General features: G+C 51.1%; 17 protein-coding genes. 8 read left to right on the top strand and 9 right to left on the bottom strand.

From position 1 onward, the window contains the following. Positions 1–19 precede the first annotated feature (19 nt). The 3 genes from Q0577_RS20110 to ispG all read right to left on the bottom strand — a co-directional run bounded on the left by Q0577_RS20110 (position 20) and on the right by ispG (position 3,566). Positions 20–919: a LysR substrate-binding domain-containing protein gene (locus Q0577_RS20110; protein WP_298739469.1), complete on the bottom strand. Its 900-nt coding sequence runs from the start codon at positions 917–919 to the stop codon at positions 20–22. A 174-nt stretch (positions 920–1,093) separates the two neighbouring features. Next, complete coding sequence (locus Q0577_RS20115; RefSeq protein ID WP_298739471.1) at positions 1,094–1,354, bottom strand: hypothetical protein; 261 nt, start codon at positions 1,352–1,354, stop codon at positions 1,094–1,096. 256 nt (positions 1,355–1,610) lie between these two features. Beyond that, positions 1,611–3,566, bottom strand: a complete 1,956-nt coding sequence (ispG, locus tag Q0577_RS20120; RefSeq protein ID WP_298739473.1) for a (E)-4-hydroxy-3-methylbut-2-enyl-diphosphate synthase — start codon at positions 3,564–3,566, stop codon at positions 1,611–1,613. Positions 3,567–3,725: 159 nt separating this feature from the next. Here ispG and Q0577_RS20125 point away from each other — a divergent pair, with 159 nt between their 5' ends. The 4 genes from Q0577_RS20125 to Q0577_RS20140 all read left to right on the top strand — a co-directional run bounded on the left by Q0577_RS20125 (position 3,726) and on the right by Q0577_RS20140 (position 10,589). Continuing rightward, positions 3,726–4,586 carry a helix-turn-helix domain-containing protein gene (locus Q0577_RS20125; protein ID WP_298739474.1) on the top strand — a complete coding sequence of 287 codons (861 nt, stop codon included), beginning with the start codon at positions 3,726–3,728 and terminating at the stop codon, positions 4,584–4,586. A 251-nt stretch (positions 4,587–4,837) separates the two neighbouring features. Continuing rightward, complete coding sequence (locus Q0577_RS20130) at positions 4,838–6,253, top strand: TolC family protein (protein ID WP_298739475.1); 1,416 nt, start codon at positions 4,838–4,840, stop codon at positions 6,251–6,253. Beyond that, positions 6,250–9,474, top strand: coding sequence for an efflux RND transporter permease subunit (locus Q0577_RS20135; RefSeq protein ID WP_298739476.1), 3,225 nt, complete (start codon positions 6,250–6,252; stop codon positions 9,472–9,474). The genes Q0577_RS20130 and Q0577_RS20135 overlap by 4 nt, the downstream gene beginning before the upstream one ends. A 5-nt stretch (positions 9,475–9,479) precedes the next feature. Next, positions 9,480–10,589, top strand: a complete 1,110-nt coding sequence (locus tag Q0577_RS20140) for an efflux RND transporter periplasmic adaptor subunit (protein ID WP_298739478.1) — start codon at positions 9,480–9,482, stop codon at positions 10,587–10,589. A 168-nt stretch (positions 10,590–10,757) separates the two neighbouring features. Here the strand turns inward: Q0577_RS20140 and Q0577_RS20145 are convergent, their stop codons facing one another. From Q0577_RS20145 to kbl, 6 genes are all read right to left on the bottom strand, one after another. Then, on the bottom strand, positions 10,758–10,931 hold the full coding sequence (locus Q0577_RS20145; protein ID WP_366884788.1) for a DUF433 domain-containing protein: 174 nt from the start codon (positions 10,929–10,931) through the stop codon (positions 10,758–10,760). Beyond that, on the bottom strand, positions 10,932–11,618 hold the full coding sequence (locus Q0577_RS20150; RefSeq protein ID WP_298739480.1) for an MgtC/SapB family protein: 687 nt from the start codon (positions 11,616–11,618) through the stop codon (positions 10,932–10,934). Positions 11,619–11,655: 37 nt separating this feature from the next. Beyond that, complete coding sequence (locus tag Q0577_RS20155) at positions 11,656–12,378, bottom strand: tetratricopeptide repeat protein (RefSeq protein ID WP_298739482.1); 723 nt, start codon at positions 12,376–12,378, stop codon at positions 11,656–11,658. A 2-nt stretch (positions 12,379–12,380) separates the two neighbouring features. Beyond that, the gene (locus Q0577_RS20160; protein WP_298739484.1) at positions 12,381–13,409 is read right to left on the bottom strand and encodes a VWA domain-containing protein; all 1,029 of its coding nucleotides are present in this window, start codon (positions 13,407–13,409) and stop codon (positions 12,381–12,383) included. A gap of 100 nt (positions 13,410–13,509) precedes the next feature. Beyond that, the gene (gene blaOXA / locus Q0577_RS20165) at positions 13,510–14,319 is read right to left on the bottom strand and encodes a class D beta-lactamase (RefSeq protein ID WP_298739486.1); all 810 of its coding nucleotides are present in this window, start codon (positions 14,317–14,319) and stop codon (positions 13,510–13,512) included. A 384-nt stretch (positions 14,320–14,703) separates the two neighbouring features. Then, on the bottom strand, positions 14,704–15,903 hold the full coding sequence (gene kbl, locus Q0577_RS20170) for a glycine C-acetyltransferase (protein WP_298739489.1): 1,200 nt from the start codon (positions 15,901–15,903) through the stop codon (positions 14,704–14,706). A gap of 293 nt (positions 15,904–16,196) precedes the next feature. On the opposite strand from kbl, the gene Q0577_RS20175 reads away from it, so the two are divergent. From Q0577_RS20175 to Q0577_RS20190, 4 genes are all read left to right on the top strand, one after another. After that, the gene (locus Q0577_RS20175) at positions 16,197–16,682 is read left to right on the top strand and encodes an RNA polymerase sigma factor (RefSeq protein WP_298739490.1); all 486 of its coding nucleotides are present in this window, start codon (positions 16,197–16,199) and stop codon (positions 16,680–16,682) included. Positions 16,683–16,684: 2 nt separating this feature from the next. Further along, positions 16,685–18,031, top strand: coding sequence for a hypothetical protein (locus tag Q0577_RS20180; protein WP_298739492.1), 1,347 nt, complete (start codon positions 16,685–16,687; stop codon positions 18,029–18,031). Between the two features lie 30 nt (positions 18,032–18,061). Beyond that, positions 18,062–18,997, top strand: a complete 936-nt coding sequence (locus Q0577_RS20185; RefSeq protein ID WP_298739494.1) for a hypothetical protein — start codon at positions 18,062–18,064, stop codon at positions 18,995–18,997. Between the two features lie 575 nt (positions 18,998–19,572). Next, complete coding sequence (locus Q0577_RS20190) at positions 19,573–22,518, top strand: M16 family metallopeptidase (RefSeq protein WP_298739496.1); 2,946 nt, start codon at positions 19,573–19,575, stop codon at positions 22,516–22,518. Positions 22,519–22,550: the final 32 nt, after the last annotated feature.

Genomic DNA, 22,550 nt, shown 5'->3' on the forward strand with positions numbered 1-22,550 from the left:
GAGGTGTACTCAGTACGCCTCACCTTTCATTTTTTATTTCCTTTCCTGCAAAGCGCATAAAGAGCAGGGCCAGCTTATCCTGCTGCCCCTGCAGGTGGGTGAACTGAAACTTACGCACCAGCTTGAAGTTCTTTACGGGCAATATCTTAAATTCACCGGCCTCCAGCTCGCGGTTCACCGCCTGTAAAGAGAGGAAGGCGGCGCTGGGGGCATAATGCAGGTAAGACTTCATACTTTCCGTGCTGCTCATATACATGGCGATATTCAGATCCGTCAGTTTCAGCTTCAAACGTTTCAGCTCTTCTATGATCACTTCCAGCGTGCCGGATCCATGTTCCCGCACCAGCAGCGGTATAGTGGCCAGCTCCTGTGCGCTGAGCGTTTCGTTCTTACCGTATTCGTATTGTACATTTCCTATCAGCGCTATCTCATCTTTTGCAAACTCCGTGTATTTCAGTTGCGGGTTCCTGGAGCTGCCTTCAATAATGCCAAGCTGGATACTTTTTTCCAGCAGTGCCTGTTCTATCTGTTCGGTATTGCCGCTGATAAGGGACGTTTTTACATCAGGATACCGCTGGTTAAAACGGGCCAGCAGCGGTGGAATAAAGTACTGGGCAATGGTAGTGCTGGCGCCTATCTGCAGCCTGCCGCCCCTTTCATGCTTCAGCTGGTTGATCTCGTATTCCAGGCTGCGGTAACTGCTGAAAATATCTTCTGCATGCCGCATGACTATTTTACCTGCCGGGGTAACGGTGATCTTGTTGCCGATGCGTTCAAACAGCGCAATGCCCAGTTGCTGCTCCAGCTCATGGATATGTTTGGTAACCGCCGGCTGTGAAATAAACAGCTCTTCTGCAGCTTTGGTAAAGCTCAGCCTTTTGGCGACGGTGTAAAATACTTTTAACCTGAAATCAAGCATGGGATGAAATTACTAAATTAGGCTGAACGCAAAACGCTGAACGCGAAACGTTTAATGCAGAACATATTCAGCCCCGTATCCATCATTATGCGTTCTGCGTTTCGCATGCAGCACAAAAAAGGGCTTCCGCAGAAGCCCCTCTTTACTTATAACAGTTTTAAACCTTACTTATTTTCAGCTTTTCTTAGCGGCGTCTTTATTAGACTTATAACGCATATCCGGCGTGCCGTCTTTTTTTACCGGGCCTTTGATGGTTGTTTTGTTCACCTTATACCTTTTATCCGGTGTACCATCTTTCTTCAGCGGTTTATTGGCCGCCGTTGTTTGCTCGGTTCTGTTCTTTTTACCGGCAGATCTCTTTTTCTCCTGCGCCTGTACCATTGATATGGAGGCACTTATAAGCAAGATCAGGATACCGGTGAGCAATCTTTTCATCAGAACATGATATTTTAGAAAAGTAAGATACATAATAAAAAGTATTTTCCACGCAAAAACACGTAGAAATACGCTTGTAAGGCAGGTCGCTGAGCATGTACCTTTGTATTGTCCAATAAATGAGTTAGCCCCGGTATTTCACCACCACTATTGATGCAGTGTAGTGAAAGCATTTCTCAAACATCCTGTTAACCTCAAAAAATACCTATTGTTGCTAACGTGTCCGTCCCACCCCAGACGGACACTTTCTTTTTTATCAGTTACTGGTCTCTACCCACATCCCGTTATCCTTGATCAGGTTAATGAGTTCTGTAACGGCTACATCGCTGTTAAGGCCGCGTTTTACCACTTCTTTGCCTTTGTACAGGGTGATCTTGCCTACGCCGCTGCCAACATAGCCAAAGTCTGCGTCTGCCATTTCTCCCGGACCGTTAACGATACAGCCCATGATAGCGATCTTCACACCTTTAAGGTGGTTGGTAACGGCCCTGATCCGGGCGGTGGTTTCCTGCAGGTCAAACAGGGTACGGCCGCAGGAAGGGCAGGAGATATATTCTGTTTTGGAAATACGGGTACGGGTAGCCTGCAAAAGGCCGAAGGCGATGGTATTGATACGGGCCATCCTTTCTGCCGTGTAAGGCTGTTCAGCGCCGGGGCTGAGGCAGATGCCATCACCCATTCCATCCAGCAGCAGGGCGCCGGTCTCTATGGCATAATGCAGCAGTGCTTCATCCATATTGGTTGTTTTGCTGCTGCACAGCAGGATAACGGGGGTGCTGATACGCTGCTCCATCAGTGCCATAATAAAGCGGCGTACCTCGGGCATGGCGTGCTGGTTATGCGGCGCCGATATGCAGAGCACCGCGGTAGGATCGTTCTGCAGCTTTTGCAGCAACGCATCTGAGGGCAGCTCCTGGCTGTGCACTTCCACCAGGTTCAGTACGGCAGACCGTTCTCCTTCCTGCAGGTATGCTGTCACCGGCATACTGGGGAAGTATTTGCTTTTATCACCAGCCTGTTGCCAGGTAGTATAAGGAATGATCACCTTCAGTGTACCGGGTAATGCAAAGGGCAGGATGGTGTCGGAAAAGATATAATCCGCTGCCTGGTCGGCAATATTCCATTTGTCAGAAGCCTCGTCATATTGATAACCGATCGCCTCCAGGTGTTCGGGTTTAAGCCCCGGTGCGGATGCTTCCCGGAAATCGGCCGCTACTACGGGCACCTGTTTGGCGCCGATGTTGTCTACTGCGATAGTTTCCCGGCGCTTGTAATCAAAGGGAGAATATGGCAGCTGGCTGATGGGAGCGATGGGGGCATGGCCTTCGCGGTTGTTATAACGCTTTACCAGGTCGCGGCATACGGGCAACTCAAATTCCGGGTCTTCCGTAAGGGACACACGAATGGTATCGCCCACGCCGTCTTCCAGGAGGGTGCCAATGCCTACGGCAGATTTAATACGGCCGTCTTCTCCATCGCCGGCTTCTGTTACGCCCAGGTGCAGGGGGTAGCAGTGTCCCAGTTCCTGCTGCATGGTTTGCACCAGCAGGCGGTAAGCCTGCACCATTACCTGCGGGTTGCTGGATTTCATGCTCAGCACAATGTTGCGGTAATTGAGGTCTTCCGCAATGCGGAGAAACTCCATGGCGCTTTCTACCATCCCCATAGGGGTGTCCCCGTAGCGGCTCATGATACGGTCGCTCAGGGAGCCATGGTTGGTGCCGATGCGCATGGCGGTGCCGTATTCCTTACAGATGTTCACCAGGGGGGTGAAGCGTTCACGGATACGGTCTATTTCGGCCAGGTATTCGGCGTCGGTATAATTGATGGTCTCAAATTTCTTTTTATCCACATAGTTACCCGGGTTCACACGTACCTTTTCCACTATGCGGGCGGCAATTTCCGCCGCATTGGGCGTAAAGTGGATATCCGCCACCAGGGGGGTATGGTATCCTCTTTTACGCAGCTCATTTTTGATAGGGAGCAGGTTTTCCGCCTCGTTCCTGCTGGGTGCGGTGATACGCACCAGCTCGGCGCCGGCTTCGATACAGCGGATGGCCTGGGCAACGGTGCCCGCGGTATCCATGGTATCGGTGGTGGTCATGGTCTGGATACGGATAGGGTTGAAATTCCCGATGAGCAGGTCGCCCACTTTTACTTCCAGTGTGGCTAACCGCTTATAGGCTGTCAGTGAATGGCTGTATAGCTGCATAGTGCTGCAAAGGTAAATAAAAGAGTTGTCAGTGGTGAGTGATGGGTTGCCAGTGTCAGGACCCCTTATTTGTGTTAAATATTGTTAACCGGCCGCCGTTAACTGTCAACTTTGTATGAACGGTAATCAGCCTGGGTCTTATTGGCGTAAATTAGAAGCATGTTACACAAAGGTATTGACATACCCTATCAGCACCTGCCTTTTACGGGGCAGTTCAATATCTTTCAGCTGGATACCTTCAAAAATGAGTTGGCCCGACTCCCTCACCGCCACGACCATTTCCAGGTGATCTGGTTTACCCGCGCCCGTGGGCAGCATATCGTTGATTTTGTGTCTTATGAACTGCAGGACAATATGCTTTTCCTGCTGCAGCCAGGCCAGGTGCATCAGTTGCTGGACTGCGGCAAAGCGGGCCATGCCATCACCTTTACTGAACAGTTCTATTTCAGCAACCGCCGCGAGCGGGAAACGATATACGACTTTACCAATCTCTTTGAATGTTACGATGGCTATGCTCCCATCCGTATCAGCCAGCGCACCGCCGCCTCCCTGCAGCTGTTGGCAGAGCTGATGTACCGGGAAAAAAGCGGTTCCGGCAGCCGGAGCATCATCAAACATTACCTCAGCGCCTTCTTACTGCAGGCTGAAAGGGAGAAGAAGCGGAATGCCGCCCAGGCCATTGCTCCCCTGCAGGGAGACGCCCGTATTGTACACCTGCGCCAGCTGCTGGAAAAGAATTTCCGTGCGCAGCACCAGGTTGGTTTCTATGCCAATGCCTTTGCCCTCACCCCCAAGCGCCTGAACGAGATCACCCGCGAGAAAACCGGTAAAACCGTAACCGACCTGCTGCATGACCGCCTGGTGCTGGAAGCGAAACGGAACCTCTCCTTCAGCAAAAAAAGCATTAAAGAGATCAGCTACGAGCTGGGGTTTGAAGATCCCGCCTATTTCAGCCGCTTTTTCAAAAACCACACAGGGCTGGGCCCCCAGGAATTTCGTGGCGCGGCAATCAGCAGGTGATTGAACCAGCTGCCGGCGGTTGGCTGTTAGCTGTTACGGCTGATTTTTTTCTATGTTCAAATAGTACAAGTATATAGGTGTTTTGTCCAACCTAGGGTGATGGGCCGCGGCTAACTTTGCGACAGTTAAAAGAAGTGAAGTGGCTGGTGATTAACCCGGGTCTTCAGCATAACGTCATTGCGAGGAGCTATAGGGAAAAAGTGAAGAGCGCGACGAAGCAATCTTTTAACAAATAACTGCTATATCACTGCATGAATACCGCCAAACATCTTTGCCTGATACTCATCGCCGCCGGAGGCTTAATCCCCCCGGCGCGGGGGCAAACTGCGGTATTAACCCTGCAGGAGGCCTTGCAAACGGGTCTGCAGCGCTATCAGTCTATCCAGGCCAAAGAAAGCTACGTGCGTGCAGCAGCAGAAAATATCAGCGCCGTTAAACGGGAATACCTGCCAGACCTTAACCTGAACGCCCAGAACAGTTATGGTACCATCAACGGGCAAAACGGTCCGTTCTGGGGTTATAAAGGCTGGACCACCGGCGCATCTGGTCAGCCGCTACCCACACAGAACTGGAACGCCGCCTTCGGCGGACTATACCTGGCCAACATCTCCTGGGACCTCGTCACCTTTGGCCGCCAGCAGGCTAAAGTGGCGCTGGCGAAAGAGCAGCATGCCGCCAACACTGCCGACCTGGAGCAGGAACGCTTTGAACACCAGACCCGCATTGCGGGCGCTTATCTTAACCTGCTGGCGGCACAACGCCTGCGCGCCTCCATGGAAGCTAACCTTCGCCGTACGGAAGCGCTGCAGCGTATGATCGTGACCCGGGCGCTCAACGGGCTGAACGCCGGGGTAGACAGCAGCATTGCCAACGCAGAAGTATCCAGGGCGAGGCTTTCGCTGATAGACGCACAGAACTACGAAGCCGCCCAAAGCAACAAACTGGCGGAAATGATGGACGTACCGCCGCAGTCTTTTACGCTGGACACCTTTTTTGTGGCCCGCATCCCGCCAGAGATGATGCAGCCCGCCGCCACAGATTCCGTACTCAAAGAACAGCCCTTACTGCGTTTATACCAGCATCGCATCCTGCTCACAGAAAGCAACCGCCGCCTCATCAGCAGGAATGTAATGCCCCGGCTCAGCCTTATGGGCGTATTACAAACCAGGGGCTCCGGTTTTGCAGCCGATTACGGCGCCGCTACTGCCGATAAGGATCATTTCAGCCAGGCCTGGTGGGACGGTGTGCATCCTACCCGTACCAACTACCTGCTGGGCCTTAACCTTTCCTGGACGGTTACCGACCTGCTGCGCACACATGCGCAGGTGGCCAGGGAAACCCATCATGCTGCAGGCTTGAAACATGAATACAGCCAGGTATACAGCCGGCTGCAGCATCAGCTGCAACTGGCAAATGAACAGCTGCACAATGCAGTGCGCAAATACGCGGAAGCACCGCTGGGCGTAAAAGCCGCCGCAGACGCTTTTCTGCAGAAAAGCACCCTGTATGAGAACGGCCTTTCCAATATTGCAGACCTGGCGCAGGCGCTATACAATATCAATCGTGCAGAAACGGACCGAGACCTGGCATACAACGGTGTATGGCAGGCGCTTTTATATAAGGCAGCGGTAACCGGAGATCTGAACATTTTCTTGAACCAGCTATGAACTTGATCAGGATAGCCTTACAGAAACCTATATCCGTTCTCGTGATTGTGATCGGCCTGCTTTTCTTTGGCATTAACTCCATGCGGGATATCAGGATCGACATCTTCCCCGATCTGAACCTGCCTGCGATCTATGTATCGCAGCCCTACGGTGGAATGTCGCCACAGCAGATGGAAGGGTTTATCTCTACCAACTACCAGAACCTGTTCCTGTACGTAACAGGTATCAAGGCTATTGAAACCAAGAATATTCAAGGGTTAACCATGCTTAAGCTCACCTTCTATGAAGGTACCAACATGGCCCAGGCAGCGGCAGAGGTAACGGCAATGGCTAATCGTGCATTTTCATCAATGCCGAGCGGTACTCAACCACCGTTCATTATCCGTTTCGATGCCTCTACGCTGCCTATCGGGCAGTTGGCGCTGAGCAGTCCAACCCGCAGCAATAATGAATTACAGGACCTGGCCATGACGGTAGTACGCCCTTCGTTCTCCCGTGTGGCGGGCCTTACCTCACCAGCCGCCTTTGGCGGTAACAACCGTACGGTGGTGATACGGGTAGACCCGGTACTGATGCGTAGCCACCACCTTACACCCGACCAGATCGTTGCAGCGGTAAAAGATAATAACCAGATCTCGCCTGCAGGCAATGTGCGCATTGGCGATGTCACCTACCTCACCCCCAGCAATACGGTGATCCGGCAGATCAAAGACTTTGAAAATATCCCGCTCCTGATGGGAAGCGGCCCTTCCGTATACCTGCGGGATGTTGCCCGCGTAGAAGACGGCGCAGACATCACCAGCAGCTACGCCGTGATCAATGGCAAACGTTCTGTATACATGCCCGTGATCAAAACCGCCAACGCTTCTACCTGGTCTGTAGTAAAGAACCTCAAAGCGGCATTGCCCGATATCCAGCAGCTGCTCCCGGAAGATGTAAAAGTGATCTTCGAATTTGACCAGAGCAGGTACGTGGTAAATGCAGTGAAAAGCCTGATCAGCGAAGGGGTGATAGGCGCCGTATTAACAGGCCTTATGGTGCTGCTGTTCCTGGGCGACCGGCGCAGCGCGCTGATCGTGATCATTACCATACCCGTATCCATCATCATCGGGGTAATGGGACTAAGGCTTGCCGGGCAAACCATCAACATCATGACGCTCAGCGGCCTGGCCCTCGCCATCGGCATCCTGGTAGATGAATCTACCGTTACCATAGAGAACATCCACCAGCACCTGGAAATGGGCAAACCCAAAGCAAAGGCCATCTGGGATGCCTGTAAGGAGATCGCTTTTCCCAAACTACTGATCCTCCTTTGCATACTGGCTGTGTTTGCGCCTTCCTTTACCATGAAAGGCGTACCAAGATCCATGTTCCTGCCCCTGTCGCTGGCCATTGGCTTTTCCATGATCGCATCTTACCTGCTGTCGCAAACCCTGGTGCCTGTATTATCCAACTGGATACTGAAGCCGGAGAAATTCAGCAGGCATCATGTAAAGGCATCATCCGCCACCGGCAGTAAAACAGACGCGTACATTGAAAAAGAGTTGCATTATGAACAGGAACATGTGCAACAGATCTCCCGCTTTGAAAGGTTCAAACTCCGGTTTATGTCCCGCCTGGAAAAGCTGATGCTGCGGCGTAAACCTGTTACCATCATTTACCTTGCAGGGATAGTGGCCATCGTAGTGGTATGTTTCAGCGTCATCGGGCGAGACATCCTTCCCAAACTCAATAACGGGCAGTTCCAGCTGCGGCTCAAAGCCCGCGAAGGCACACGCCTGGAACGTTCAGAAACCATGCTGCTGGATGCGGTAGCAGTGCTGAAGGAAGTGGCGGGAGAAAAGAACATTGATATCACTTCTTCTTTCATTGGCACCCATCCTTCTTCCTATTCAACCAGTCCCATCTACCTTTTCATGGCAGGGCCTAATGAGGCGGTAATGCAGGTGAACCTGAAAGAAGATTACAAGGTAAATATGGACGACTTCAAGGAACGCCTGCGTAAACGTATCCACTATCGCATGCCGGATGTAAAGATGAGCTTTGAACCCATAGACCTTACCGATAAAGTAATGAGCCAGGGTGCAGCCACACCCATTGAGGTGGCCGTAATGGGCAAGAACCTGGAGCAGAGCAAACCCTTTGCGCAGAAGCTGCTGGCGGAAATGAAGAAGATCCCCTACCTGCGTGATGTACAGATTGTACAGCCGCTGAACTACCCCGCCATCCGTATCAATATTGATCGCGAAAGGGCAGGGCAGCTGGGCGTGAGCATCACAGAGATCGCAAAGTCGCTGACCGCTGCTACCTCTTCCAGCCGCTTTACGGAAAAGAACAACTGGCTGGATGAAAAAAATGCTACCGCTTATTTTGTGCAGATCAGCATACCCGAAAATGAAATGAGCAGCATGAACGATATGGCCGCTATTCCAATCTCGAAAGACAGAACGCGTCCGCTGCTGGGGGATGTAGCTACCCTGCAACCGGATACCGTTGCCGGAGAGTATGATCGCGTAGGGGCAGTACGCATCATCTCCATCGGCGCCAATGTGCACAAGCAGGACCTTGGACAGGCCAGCAATGATGTAGATGCCGCCATCCAGCGGGCAGGCGAGCCGCCCAGGGGCATCAAGGTGGAAAAGCGCGGCCTTACCCAGTTGCTGGATGAAACCCTGGGCAGCCTGCAATCAGGCCTGCTGGTAGCAGCTGTTGTGATACTGTTGTTACTGGCCGCCAACTTCCAGTCCTTTGGCGTGGCGCTGGTAGTAGTAAGCGCCATTCCCGCCGTACTGGCCGGATCGCTGATCATGCTGCTGTTAACCGGTTCTACGCTCAACCTGCAATCGTATATGGGCATGATCATGTCTGTAGGCGTATCCGTAGCCAATGCCGTATTGCTGGTAACCAATGCAGAGAAGCTGCGGATGGAGAATGGCAACGCCCTGAGGTCGGCCATGGAAAGCGTATCCATCCGCCTGCGGCCTATCCTTATGACCACCATCGCGATGGTAGTGGGCATGATACCCATGGCCAGCGGCCTGGGTGAAGCCGGTGATCAGACAGCGCCGCTGGGCCGCGCCGTAATTGGCGGCCTGATCGCTTCCACATTTGCCACCCTGCTCATATTACCGCTGATATTTGCCTGGGCGCGGGAGAAAGCGGGCACCCGGTCAGTTTCGCTGGACCCGGAAGATGTGAACAGTCAATACTATTATCAATAACAACAATGCAACAAACTACACATACATATCTGTGCCTGATCGGTGCGCCGCTGCTGATGATGATGGCGTCCTGCAACGGGTCTCACGCGGAAGAGGAAACGAAGGAGGTGCAGACGGCTGTGCAGGTTAAAACGCTGGTACTGCAAAAGAGCCGGCTGGAAAATTCGCTGAAGCTGCCGGGAGAGATCAAGCCCTTCCAGTTTGCAGACCTCTACGCTAAAGTGAACAGCTATGTGAAAGAGGTGCAGGTAGACCTGGGCAGCCAGGTAAGCAAGGGACAAATACTGGCCACACTGGAAGCGCCTGAAATGAACAGCCAGCTGCTGGGCGCCCGGTCCCGTTTGCACACCCGCGAAGCCGTGTTCAGGGCCAGTAAGGCTAACTACGAAAGGCTGCTGCGTACCAGTAAAGTGCCCGGTACCATATCTCCCAACGACCTGGACCTGGCCCTTTCTAAAATGAGTGCAGACAGCGCAGAACTGCTGGCCGCCCGCTCTGCCTACCAGGAAGTGCAACGCATGCTGGACTACCTGGTGATACGCGCCCCCTTCAGTGGTGTGATCAGCCAGCGTAACGCGCATCCCGGTACGTATGTGGGCCCCGGAGCCAGGAGCGCAGAGCTGCCGATGTTCCGCCTGGAAGAGCAGTCTAAACTACGTTTGGCCGTAGCCGTACCCGAAGTATATACAGGCGGTCTGCAGCAGGCGGGAGAAGTGCGCTTTACCGTAAGATCACTCCCCGGCGATACCTTCAGGGCCCGTGTAGCACGTGTGGCCGGGAGCCTGGACACCAGACTGAGAACAGAAACGCTGGAAATGGACATCAGCAATAAGGATAAGCAACTGCTGCCCGGTATGTATGCAGAAGCGCTGCTGCCCCTGCCCGGGAAACAGGATGTATATGTAGTGCCTAAAAGCGTGATCGTAAGCAATTCAGAAAAAGTCTTCGTGATCAGGATAGTTAACAATCAATCCAGGTGGGTGCCTGTAACGCGCGGCAATGAATACAACGGAATGGTAGAGATATTCGGTGGGCTCAATGACCAGGACGTACTGGTAAAAAACGCCAGCGACGAGATCAAGGAAGGCACCCCCTTACAGGCAGTAAAAGAATAGTTAAGCAGAAGAATTTAAGGATGGCAGCTTTACAAAAAAGGGAAGGCCCTGGCACAAGCCGGGGCTTTTTAATATTATTATTCGAGGTCAACTATATTAATTTCATCAGTGATGAGCATCTTCAGCGCTTGATGAATACTTGATTTTAGAAAGTCCCACATAACCCGGTTATCGCAGAGCAGCATGGATATCATCTCTTTCCAACATTGGATGCTGTTCCAGTACCTCATCCTCCGTCATCCCGTTAGCCGGCATTTCAGGGATATCGCCTACAGGAAACCGCATACAGCGTATGGTTGGCTTCCCGCCCAATAAGCCGGGCTTAAGCGTGATACGTTCCAGTCACATCGCCGCAAAATTTACCGACTGCACACCTTCCAGCTTCCTCAACTCATCTATCGCCCCCATGATCTTCTGCTGTACTGTAGATTTATCCAGCACAATCTCCATCTCTTCCATCAGCTCTTTATCATGCTGTATAAGGGTGATCTCGCCAATGGCAACGCCATGATCTTCCAGTAACAGGGAAACGTCTTTTACCGACAGTGCGGCGTGCTGAAAATGAATACGGATACTGAGGTCTTTCTTATCTGTACTGAAAAACCGGGTCTCTATCTTTTTTACACCGATAAGTACAAGCAGGGTAATGAAGGTAGTGGCTACAGCCGCCGCATACATGCCGCCGCCTACTGCCAGGCCGATAGCGGCAACCGTCCATAGACCAGCGGCGGTGGTAAGGCCGTATATGGCCTTGCGTTTCCTGAAAAGAATAGTGCCGGCGCCTATAAAGCCAATGCCGCTGATCACCAGCGAGGCTATACGAGAGGGATCGAGGATCACCCCATCATGTCCGAGTATATCATCAAAGCCGAAGGAAGAAACGATCATGGCCAGCGTGGAACCCAGGCATACCAGCATATGGGTACGTAAACCAGCGGCCCATTCCAGCTTTTCGCGGTCTATTCCTATGAGGCCTCCTAATATGGCAGACAGCAACAGGCGTAGAATGATCTCATAAGTGCTTAACATGGTTTATGCAGTTTATGAATAAACCATTACAAATAGACTACCAATCTTTTTCTACACGTACCTGCTGACCTTTGGCTTTTTTCAGTTTGTCCTGGAGTTTTTTCTCTTCCTGGTTCAGGGCCTGTAACAGGCGTTCAGCTTCTTCCCTGTCCAGTTTGCTGGGCTGGGACTGAGGCTTGTTCTGGTCCTGCTGTTCCTTGTCTTTATCCTGTTGCTGGTCCTGTTTGTTCTGTTTGTCTTTGTTCTGATCCTTGTTCTGCTCCTGTTTTTTCTTGTCCTGCTTATCCTTGTTATCTCCGCCGCCGCCCTGCTGTTGTTTCTTCAGCATGGCCTGCGCGTATGCCAGGTTGTAGCGGGCTTCTTCGTCGGCAGGGTTCAGTTTCAGTGCCTGTTTATAGGATTTGATGCTCTCTTCCCATTTCTTGGCCTCCATGTAGGTATTGCCTATGTTGTAATTGGCGTCGCTTTTGGTGGTTTTGTCGGCAGCTATTTTAGCACTGTTGGCATATTGTGTACGTGCCGCATCAAATTTTTTCTGACCGTACAGGGAGTTACCCAGGTTATAATGCCCTACGTCTGACTGCTGGTTCTGTTGCAGGGCCTTTTTATAGTTGGCCTCCGCATCGGTAAACTGCTGTTTCTGATACAGCTCGTTGCCCTTGCGGATGTACTTTTTGCCGCTCTGCGCAAATGCTCCGGCGCTGATAGCCAGGAATGCGCCAAGGGCCAGTATACGATATGTTATTGTAGATCGCTGCATGATTATTCTTTAACGAGGGTGACCACTTCTTCTTCCTTGCTGCGTTTTACTTCCGGGATAAAGAATTCTGCCACGATCAGGATCAGGCAGGCGGCCAGGAAGTAGTAAAAATAACTATTATAGTCTGTAAAGATATTTTCTCCGAATTCTTTCTGTTCCATCCCGTCTATCTTGCTAACAATGGTATTAACCACTTCTTCGGTATTATTATCCAGGTGGGTGTATACCCCTTTACCTGCGGAAGCTACGGCTTTCAGCTCTGTTTCGTTCAGTTTGGAGATGATCACATTACCTTCCTTGTCTTTCTTCGGACCACCCGTCTCAGGGTCGGGCAGGGGAGATCCGTTGGGAGAGCCTACGCCTACGGTGCTGATCACCACGCCGTCTTCAAAGGCGGCCCTGGCTTTCTGCAGGGAGCCGGCGTCATGATCTTCCCCGTCAGAGATCAGTACAAGGGCTTTATGTTTGCGTTCTTTCTTGTTGAAGGCATCGTGGCTTACCTGAATAGCCTGGGAGAGGGCAGTACCCTGGGTGGGGATCATGTCCGGGCTCACAGTGCTGAGGTACATCCTGGCGGCAGAGTAGTCAATGGTCAGCGGCATCTGGAGGTAAGCATTACCTGCAAATACCACCAGGCCTACACGGTCGTTATCCAGTTTGTCCATCAGTTTGGTAATAAGCTGTTTGGCGCGGGTAAGGCGGTCTGGCTTCACATCGCCGGCCAGCATACTTTTACTTACGTCCAGGGCAATCACCACATCTACCCCTTTGCGGGTGATCTTATCCATACGGCTGCCTTTCTGCAAATTGGCCAGGCCAACTACCCCCAGGAAGAAGGCAAAGAACAGCAGGAAGAACTTCAGTACAAATAAGCGGCGGCTATAGCCCAGGAAGAGCTTTTCCACCAGGGCAGGGTCGCCCAGCTTGCGGATAGAGCGGCGTTTCCACCAGGAAACACTGATAAATGCCAGCTGCAGCACCAGCAGCAATACGAGGCCCCATAAGTATTCACTATGCTGAAAACGTAACATATGGCTCAAATATAAATTTTTTGCCACGTTTTACAGAGCAGATATACTGGGTTTTAGGAAATTTTAACAGGCATGGGGCCTGCTGCAGGCGGTTTGGGACCTATTTGAGGCCTTTAAAATAGCCTTCTTCCTCCAGGATGCTTTTCAGGATGTTCAGGCGAACATCGCGCTGGGGGCTTTCCAGGTTCGGGTCTTCAGACTCGATGTTCAGCACAAAAAAGGTAGGACGCCCGTTCTCTTCCACCCAGCCGGCCAGCCAGCCTATTTTTTTAGGGCCGGCAATACCCCAGCCGGATTTATAGCTCAGTTCGTATTTACCTGTTTTTTCCATCAGCATGATGGCGCGCACCCATTGCATGGTGCTTTTACGGAAGGGCAGCTGGTCAAAATAGAGCATTTTCACAAAACCCAGCTGCTCATCCGGGGATATCTGGAGAGAGTTGTCCAGCCAGAAAGTGTCTACCCGGCTGATCTTCATGTTACCGTATTTAATGGAATCCAGCCATTTCTGCATGGTATCCTTGCCAATGCGGCGGGCTACCTCCTGGAAATAGGGCACGGATGACAGGCGGAAAGCCTGCTGCATGCTCAGATCCTGGTTCCAGGCAGAATCCCCGCGGGTGATGCCGTCCCATTTGATCACCATGGCGGTATCCCTGATCACCCCGGTTTCCAGGCCTACCAGGGCATTGAATATCTTAAAAGTGGATGCGGGCAGAAAACGTTCCTTGGCCCGGTCCAGGTTATATACCTTGAAAAGGCCCTTGCTGTTGTCATACAGCATAAAGCAGCCTTCCACCTTATACGCGGCAAAGTACTTTTCCCAGTTCTTTTCCTCTTTTACATTGTTGGGCGCGCAGGCATTGATCAGTATGGTTGCCAGCAGTAAGATCCAGCCGAAACGTTTCATCAGTATAGTCATTTGTCGGCTGCAAAAGTAGTAAATCAGGCAATAGGTTTACGATAAGATTAGGCGCGGCCTTCTGGGCGCCGCCGGCATATTTATGGTAGTTTTTAGGGCGATACCATGCAAATACCAGATAGATATCTGGCACAGCCGCTGATATTCCCTATCTTATAAGGAAGGGATGAACAAGGGATCAGTAAGGAATCAATAAGGGCTTATAAAGGAAATATCTCCTATCAAACATAGAACTGTACAAGGTTTCAGGCTGAAAACCAGTAAAAGGCCGCATGGGATGGGCATGGAGGGGACTAAAGCAGGAAAGCCGGTCAACAGCAGATTGCTGCCTGACCGGCTCCCGTTTTAATTGGTTGGCAATATGTTATGCCCTTAAGCCAGGGTCTTTTTAATCACGTTCAGCTCGGTGCCTATCTTGGTAAAGGCGGCAATAGCCTTGTCAAGGTGCTCCTGTTCATGGGCGGCGCTCAGCTGTACCCTGATGCGGGCCTGGCCTTTTGGCACCACCGGGAAGAAGAAGCCGATCACATACACCCCTTCCTGCAGCAGTTTGTCTGCAAACTGTTGAGCCAGTACGGCATCGTACAGCATTACGGGTACAATGGGATGATCGCCGGGTTTGATATCGAAACCGGCTTCGGTCATTTTGGTGCGGAAGTATTGGGTGTTGTACTCCAGCTTATCACGCAGGGCCGTGGTTTCGCTGAGCATATCCAGTACGGCGATGGAGGCGCCTACAATGCTGGGGGCCACGGAGTTGGAGAACAGGTAGGGGCGGCTGCGCTGGCGCAACATATCGATCACTTCCTTACGGCCGCTGGTAAAACCGCCGGATGCACCGCCAAGGGCTTTGCCCAGGGTGCCGGTAATGATATCAATACGGCCCATAACGCCCCGGTACTCGTGGGTACCGCGGCCGGTTTTACCCAGGAAGCCGGAAGAATGACTTTCATCGCTCATTACGATGGCGTTATATTTATCGGCGAGGTCGCAGATCTTGTCCAGCTGGGCAATGGTGCCGTCCATACTGAAAGAGCCGTCTGTAACGATGATCCGGCTGCGGGCGCCCGCTGCTTCCTGCAGTTTGGCTTCCAGGTCGGCCATGTTATTATGTTCGTAACGGAAACGCTGTGCTTTACAGAGGCGTACCCCGTCTATAATAGAGGCGTGGTTCAGGGCGTCTGAGATGATGGCGTCCTGTTCGTTGAACAGGGGCTCAAATACCCCGCCGTTGGCATCAAAGGCAGCTGCATAGAGGATGGTGTCCTCGGTGCCCAGGAATTGGGCAATTTTCTGCTCCAGCTCACGGTGAATATCCTGTGTGCCGCAGATAAAGCGTACACTGCTCATGCCGTAGCCGTGGGTATCTATGGCCTGTTTGGCAGCTGCTATTACCGCCGGGTGGGAGCTGAGTCCCAGGTAGTTATTGGCGCAGAAGTTCAGCACGGTTTTGCCGCCAACCTGTATCTCGGCCCCCTGGTCGGAGGTAATGATCCGTTCATTTTTATACAGGCCGGCCGTTCTGATCTCGTCCAGTTCCTGTTGTAAGCGGGTAATAAATTGCTGGTTCATATACGTTACAATTAAGGAATAACAAAGTTATGGCATTAAATGTAGGATGATATCCTGATTTCCAGGGCGGAATGGCGGTTGGGGGCGGATTTTTTGACCTGCTTGTAACATTTCAGGATGGCTCTCCGTCATAATACTATCATTTACCATGGGAAAATGGGAGGGACGGCCGCCGGGGTAACCGTTGATGTGTGTAGCGCAACCGGGCATTAAGCTGCGGCAGTCAACTGTAAACTGGTTTTTGGTATTCAAGTAATTGTCGGACATTAGCACTAAAATCCCGCAGCAACCGGATGACGGAAAAGGAGTACAATAAATGCGTGGACCTGTACGCGGACAACCTCTTTCGCTTCATTGTTAAAAACCTTGAACACACTGAAGACGCGAGGGATGTGGTACAGAATGCATTTGAAATATTATGGAAGCACTGTAGTGACGTCCCTTTTGAAAAGGCGAAGTCATACCTGTTTACAGTAGCGTACCATAATATGATCGATCACGTCAGGAAGGTAAAGCGTATTACCCTGGTAGATCAGTTCAAAGAGGAGGAGAAGATATCGGAGCAGCGGATCCACAATGCGAAAAATGTACTGGAGCAGGCCCTGAACCGCCTGTCTGAAGTACAACGCTCCCTGGTATTGCTGAAAGATTATGAAGGTTACAGCTATGAAGAGATCAGCAACATCATGGGCCTGAACCCATCGCAGGTGAAAGTGTACCTGCACCGGGCCAGGATCCATCTTAAAAACTATCTGATAAAAATGGAAAACGTCATATAAAGTTGTCTGTAGACATCAACATATCGAATTACGAGGCGTTCCTGCTCAGCTATATCGACGGAGAGCTGAATGGTGAAGAACGTGCAGCGGTAGACGCCTTCCTGCAGCAACACCCGGAACTGGCAAAAGAACTGGAGCTGCTGAAAGCCACCGTACTACAGCCTGACAGGGCCGTTGTGTTTGGCAACCGGGAGGTGCTGTACCACAGCACCCAGATCACCACAGAGAATTATGAGACGTTTTTCCTGAGCTTTATTGACGGGGAGCTGAATGCCGCTGAATTACAGGCGCTGAACGCCTTCCTCCAGAAACATCCGCACCTGCAGCAGGAGCTGGATACCTGGCAGGCCACCCGCCTGCCGGCAGACGAAGCGGGGATGCGCTTTGAGAACAAGGAAATGCTGTACCGTCATACAGACACCCTCACCCCCGAAAATTACGAAACATACCTGCTTAGTTATATTGATGGCGAGCTGAGTGAGACCGAGGAGCAAACGCTGCATGCGTTCCTGCAGGAACATCCCGGGCTACAGGCAACGCTGCAGCTGTTTGAACGTACCCGCTTACAGGCAGATCCGCAGCTGAAGATGCCTGGTAAGGCAGCTCTTTACAGGAACCGTGGCCGCAGGCTGCATCCCGCCTGGTGGTGGGGCGCGGCTGCCGCTGTAATAGCCGGTTGCCTGGTATGGCTGCTGCCATTACAGCAGCAGGATGTGCAGACTGCACCCCTGGCATCTGTCAATGAAAAAACACCGGCTGCCGGTAGCACGGCTACACAGCAAATGCAGCAAGCAGCGCCCGCCCGCCAGCCGGCCAGGATTGACCTGGATGATCAGCCGGTGAAGGAAGCACCCACCCTGGCCAGGAACGCACCCGCAGCCGCAACAGCGGATGAAACGGCTGCAAAAGCGGGTGAAACCGCTGCAAAAAATACCAGACCTGGGAGAGAAAGGGCTGTACAGCCTTCGGCAGCTGCCGCTCAGCCGGTGGCCAATAGCAACAACTCAGGCCTGAACAATAATAACAACAGTGCGGGCGTACTGGCCCAGCTGCCACAGCCCAGGGCTACTTCTGAAGAAGTTGTGCAGCAGCACATGGAAAAAACCATACAGGCCACGGTGCCACCGGTACAGGAAATGGCCACCGTCAATACCGACCCAAGCCCGGTACTGGCTTCTACGCAAACACTGCAACACATGGCGGCGCCCGAAGCGCAGCCGGCAGCACCGCCTGCTGTGCAGGGAGAGCTGATCATGTCTGTTACCAGCACCAGTGAAAGCCGGCTGCTGAACGGTGTAGCCAGTGTGGCTAAATTCTTTTCAAAGAAAAAACGTCACAAATCAGAATAACAGGCAAGGTTCCTTTAATCTTTGTTGAATATGAAGCATAAAATTCTACTCTGGATATTGATAATGATGGCAGTAAGGGAGGTGCAGGCGCAATCTGCCGCGCCGGCTCCCACGGCAGATACCATCCAGATCAAAGGCTTGATCATTATCAAAGGCAAGGATGCAAGAGGCAAGAACACCTATAAATTCTACAACGATACCACATACGCACGCAATAAGCTTAAAAAGAATCTTCATACCAAATGGTTTGTAATTGATGTGGGCTTTAATAATTATATAGACCGCAGCGATTATACCGGGGCCAGCGTTATATCCCGCGATGTACGGTATTCCTATGCGCCCAATGCGCTGACAGCCACCCAGGTGGCCAAATCCTTTGACTATTCTGCTTATGGCCTGAATACTTTTGCGCCGCGCGGCGGCAGTGAGCCTTTAACACCTGATGAGTTCAAACTGATCACGGGCAAGTCTATCAATGTAAATATCTGGCTCATCCAGCAGCGTCTGAACATCTACAAGCACAAACTGAACGTTATATATGCATTAGGGGTAGAAATGAATAATTACCGCTATGCGCGCAATATTACCTATGTACCCGGTTATCCTACGCAGATCATACGGGATACCGTTAATTTTTCCAAGAATAAATTATTTGCCGAGTACCTGAGCGTACCGCTCATGCTGAACTTCAATTCCAACCCTGCAAGGCCGGGCCGTTCTTTTGAACTGAGTATGGGCGTGATGGGCGGATACCTGGTAAAATCGCGCACTAAACAGATCAGTGAAGAAAGGGGCAAGATCAAGCGTACAGACGATTTTAACCTGAAACAATGGCGCTTTGCCTTAACAAGCGAGCTGGCCTACGGCCCGGTAAAACTTTACGGCAATTTTTCACTCACGCCATTGCATGATTACGGCTTAGAACAGTATCCATTTTCCGTAGGTATACGATTTAATGGGTTTTAGTATATCTTTGTAACCAGATCTAATCTTTGATATGCGTACTTTTATGACCTTTCTGGCATGTACGGGGTTTATTGTATGGGCACATTCAAGGGACACAAGAATAATAGGAGTACAACCCCAACCCATACAACAATCTCCGGTTGCCAAACAGTCAGTTGCCAGGCAAGGGCAACACTCTATGAGGGACCAATACGTAAGAGAGCTTGTTTCAGCTGCTTCACTGAAAGTAATTGATAACGCTCCTTCCTCCTACCTGGTAACCTTGTTGCACAACAAGCGTTCCTTCTCCGGCAAGGCCGATTCAATGCTGCTACGCTTCAGGCCACAACAAGTAATACATCAGTAATTTATTTGGTAGCTAGATAAATTTATACCAGTGGTTAATCATTGGCCGTTAGCGCGGAAAGAAACACGCATCAATCACTAACGGCGGGATGAATGCCCGGGAACAGCCAATGTTCCATGGGCAGGGCTTCTTTTTTCATGATTTTTTACCTTTCCCCCTAAATTCCCTGTTCTCCCGTATACTCTTTTCCATATATTTGGTACGTCACTAAATTTTCAAAAACCACCGTATGACAATTCTTAAAAGAGCGATCTTCCTGCTTCTTTTGTCCTGTACCTTGCACTCAACCAGCAACGCACAGGCTAATTATCAATGGAAGGAAGGAAATTCCGGAGGCTATACCTACAGGTATGTTACGGACGACCCCATGCAGGCCCGTTTCTATACCCTGAAGAACGGCCTCACCGTTGTGTTAAGCGTGAACAAGAAAGAACCCCGCATCCAGACCTTAATAGGGGTACGCGCAGGCAGTAATAACGATCCGGCAGATCACACCGGTCTTGCCCACTACCTGGAGCACCTGCTGTTCAAAGGGACCGATAAATTCGGCTCGCTGGACTGGGAGAAGGAAAAGTCTTACCTGAACGAAATAGAAGGCCTGTATGATACCTATAATCATACCAGCGGCAACGATGCCCGCAAGGCAGTGTATCACAAGATAGACAGTGTTTCCGGACTGGCCGCCAAATACGCCATTGCCAATGAGTATGATAAGATGATGACGGGCATGGGCGCCCAGGGTACCAATGCGCATACCTGGGTAGAAGAAACCATCTACGAGGAAGACATTCCGTCCAACGCCGTAGATAAATACCTTGCCGTGCAGAGTGAACGCTTCCGCCAGCCTATCTTCCGCCTTTTCCATACCGAGCTGGAAGCCGTGTATGAAGAGAAGAACCGCGGCCTGGATAATGATGGCCGTAAGATGTATGAAACCATGCTGGCGGCACTGTTCCCCACGCATAACTACGGACAGCAGTCTACCATTGGTACCGTGGAGCACCTGAAAAACCCGAACCTGAAATCGATCCGGGATTTCTATGAAGCATACTACGTGCCTAACAATATGGCCATTGTAATGGCCGGCGATTTTGATCCGGATTACGTGATCAAAAAGATAGATCAGCAGTTTGCCTACATGCAGCCCAAACCTGTGAAGGAATACAAAGCTGCACCTGAAGCGCCAATCACCTCGCCTGTAGTAAAAGAAGTGTTTGGGCCTGATGCAGAGAACGTGAACATCGCCTTCCGCATGCCCGGCGCAACAGACGTACAGTCTACCGTACTGCTCCAGGTACTGAGCCAGATACTGAATAATGGTAAGGCCGGCCTGCTGGACCTCAACATCAATAAACAACAGAAAGTGCTGAACGCAGGCGTTAGCCAGCTGCAATGGAAAGACTATACTGTTTTTGCATTGAGCGGTAAAGCCAAGCAGGGCCAGACCCTGGAAGAAGTGAAAGACCTGCTGCTTGGGCAGCTGGAGATACTGAAGAAGGGAGAGTTTGACGAATCACTGGTAAAAGCCATCGTTAACAACGCCAAGCTGTCTGAATTACAGGGCCTGGAAAGGAACGACAACCGTGCCAACACGATTATGGACGGCTTCATCAAGCACAGGGGAGAAAACTGGCTGAGCGATGTGAAGATGATAGACGATATGAGTAAGGTTACCAAACAGCAGATCGTTGATTTTGCCAACAAGTACCTGAACAATAACTATGTGCTGGTGTACAAACGCAAAGGCGAAGACAAGAACATCCAGAAAGTGCTGAAGCCTGCTATTACACCGGTAGAAGTGAACCGCGAAGCGCAGTCGCCCTTCCTGCAGTCTATTGCCGCCATTCCCGCCACACCGGTGAAACCGCAATGGCTGGATTACAGCAAGGATATACAGAAAAGCAAGATCGGTCCTGCAGAAGTACTGTATGTACAGAATAAAGCCAATGACCTGTTCCGCCTGTACTACCGTTTTGACATGGGCAGCTGGAACAATAAAAAACTGCCGCTGGCAGCACAGTACCTGCAATTCCTGGGAACAGATAAATACACTACAGAAGAGATCAGCAGGCAGTTCTATAACATTGCCTGTAACTTCAACGTGTCATCCGGTACAGATGTAACGATGATCACTATTTCCGGTCTGCAGGAAAATTTTGATAAGGCAGTAGAGCTGTTTGATCACCTGCTTACACACTGTCAGCCGAATGAAGAAGCCCTGGCAGCACTCAAGGGACGCCTGCTGAAAGCGCGTACAGATAATAAGCTGAGCAAGGTAGCCATTATGCGGGGCCTGGTACAGTATGGCATGTATGGTTCTAAGAACCCGTACAACAACCAGCTGAGCAAAGAAGAGCTGGATGGCCTTACTTCTGCAGAGCTGACAGAGATACTGCATACCCTGCCATCTTACAAGCATACCGTTATTTACTATGGTCCGCAATCACTGGCTAACGCCACTGCTGCCGTTAAGAAGCTGCACCCCATACCGGCTGCCTTCAAAGCTGCACCGGAAGCCGTGAAATTTGCAAAGAGCACGCAGGCCAGCAACCAGGTATTGTTTGCAGACTATGATATGGTACAGGCAGAGGTGAACTGGGTACGGAACAATGGCAACTTCAACCCCTCCAACACCGCGGTGGTGAACCTGTTCAACAACTACTTCGGCGGCGGCATGGGTTCTATCGTATTCCAGACCATCCGCGAATCAAAAGCGCTGGCTTACTCTACCTACGCTTTCTATGTGCAGCCTGATAAAAAGGAAGATCGTTATTCTGTTGTGGCCTACGTAGGCAGCCAGGCAGATAAAATGAACGAAGCGATCAACGGCATGAACGAACTGCTGAATGATATTCCGCGTTCTGACAAGCTGCTGGAAACCGCCAAGGAAAGCCTCAAGCAGGATATCGAAACACAACGTATCACGCAGGACGGTATCATATTCAGCTATCTCAATGCGCAGAAACTGGGACTGAACACTGACTACCGTAAAGACGTATACGCAGCTGTTGATAAACTGAATTTTGATAACGTGAAACAGTTCCATGATGAGAACCTGGCCAATAAGCCTTACACTTATTGCATACTGGGTTCTGAAAAGAACATCAACCTGGATGATCTCAAGAAATTCGGTGAAGTGAAGAAGGTAAGCCTGGAGGAGCTGTTTGGCTACTAAGCGTTGCGAACACCAAACACCAAATTCCAAAT

Source organism: uncultured Chitinophaga sp., assembly GCF_937898475.1.
GTDB lineage: Bacteria > Bacteroidota > Bacteroidia > Chitinophagales > Chitinophagaceae > Chitinophaga.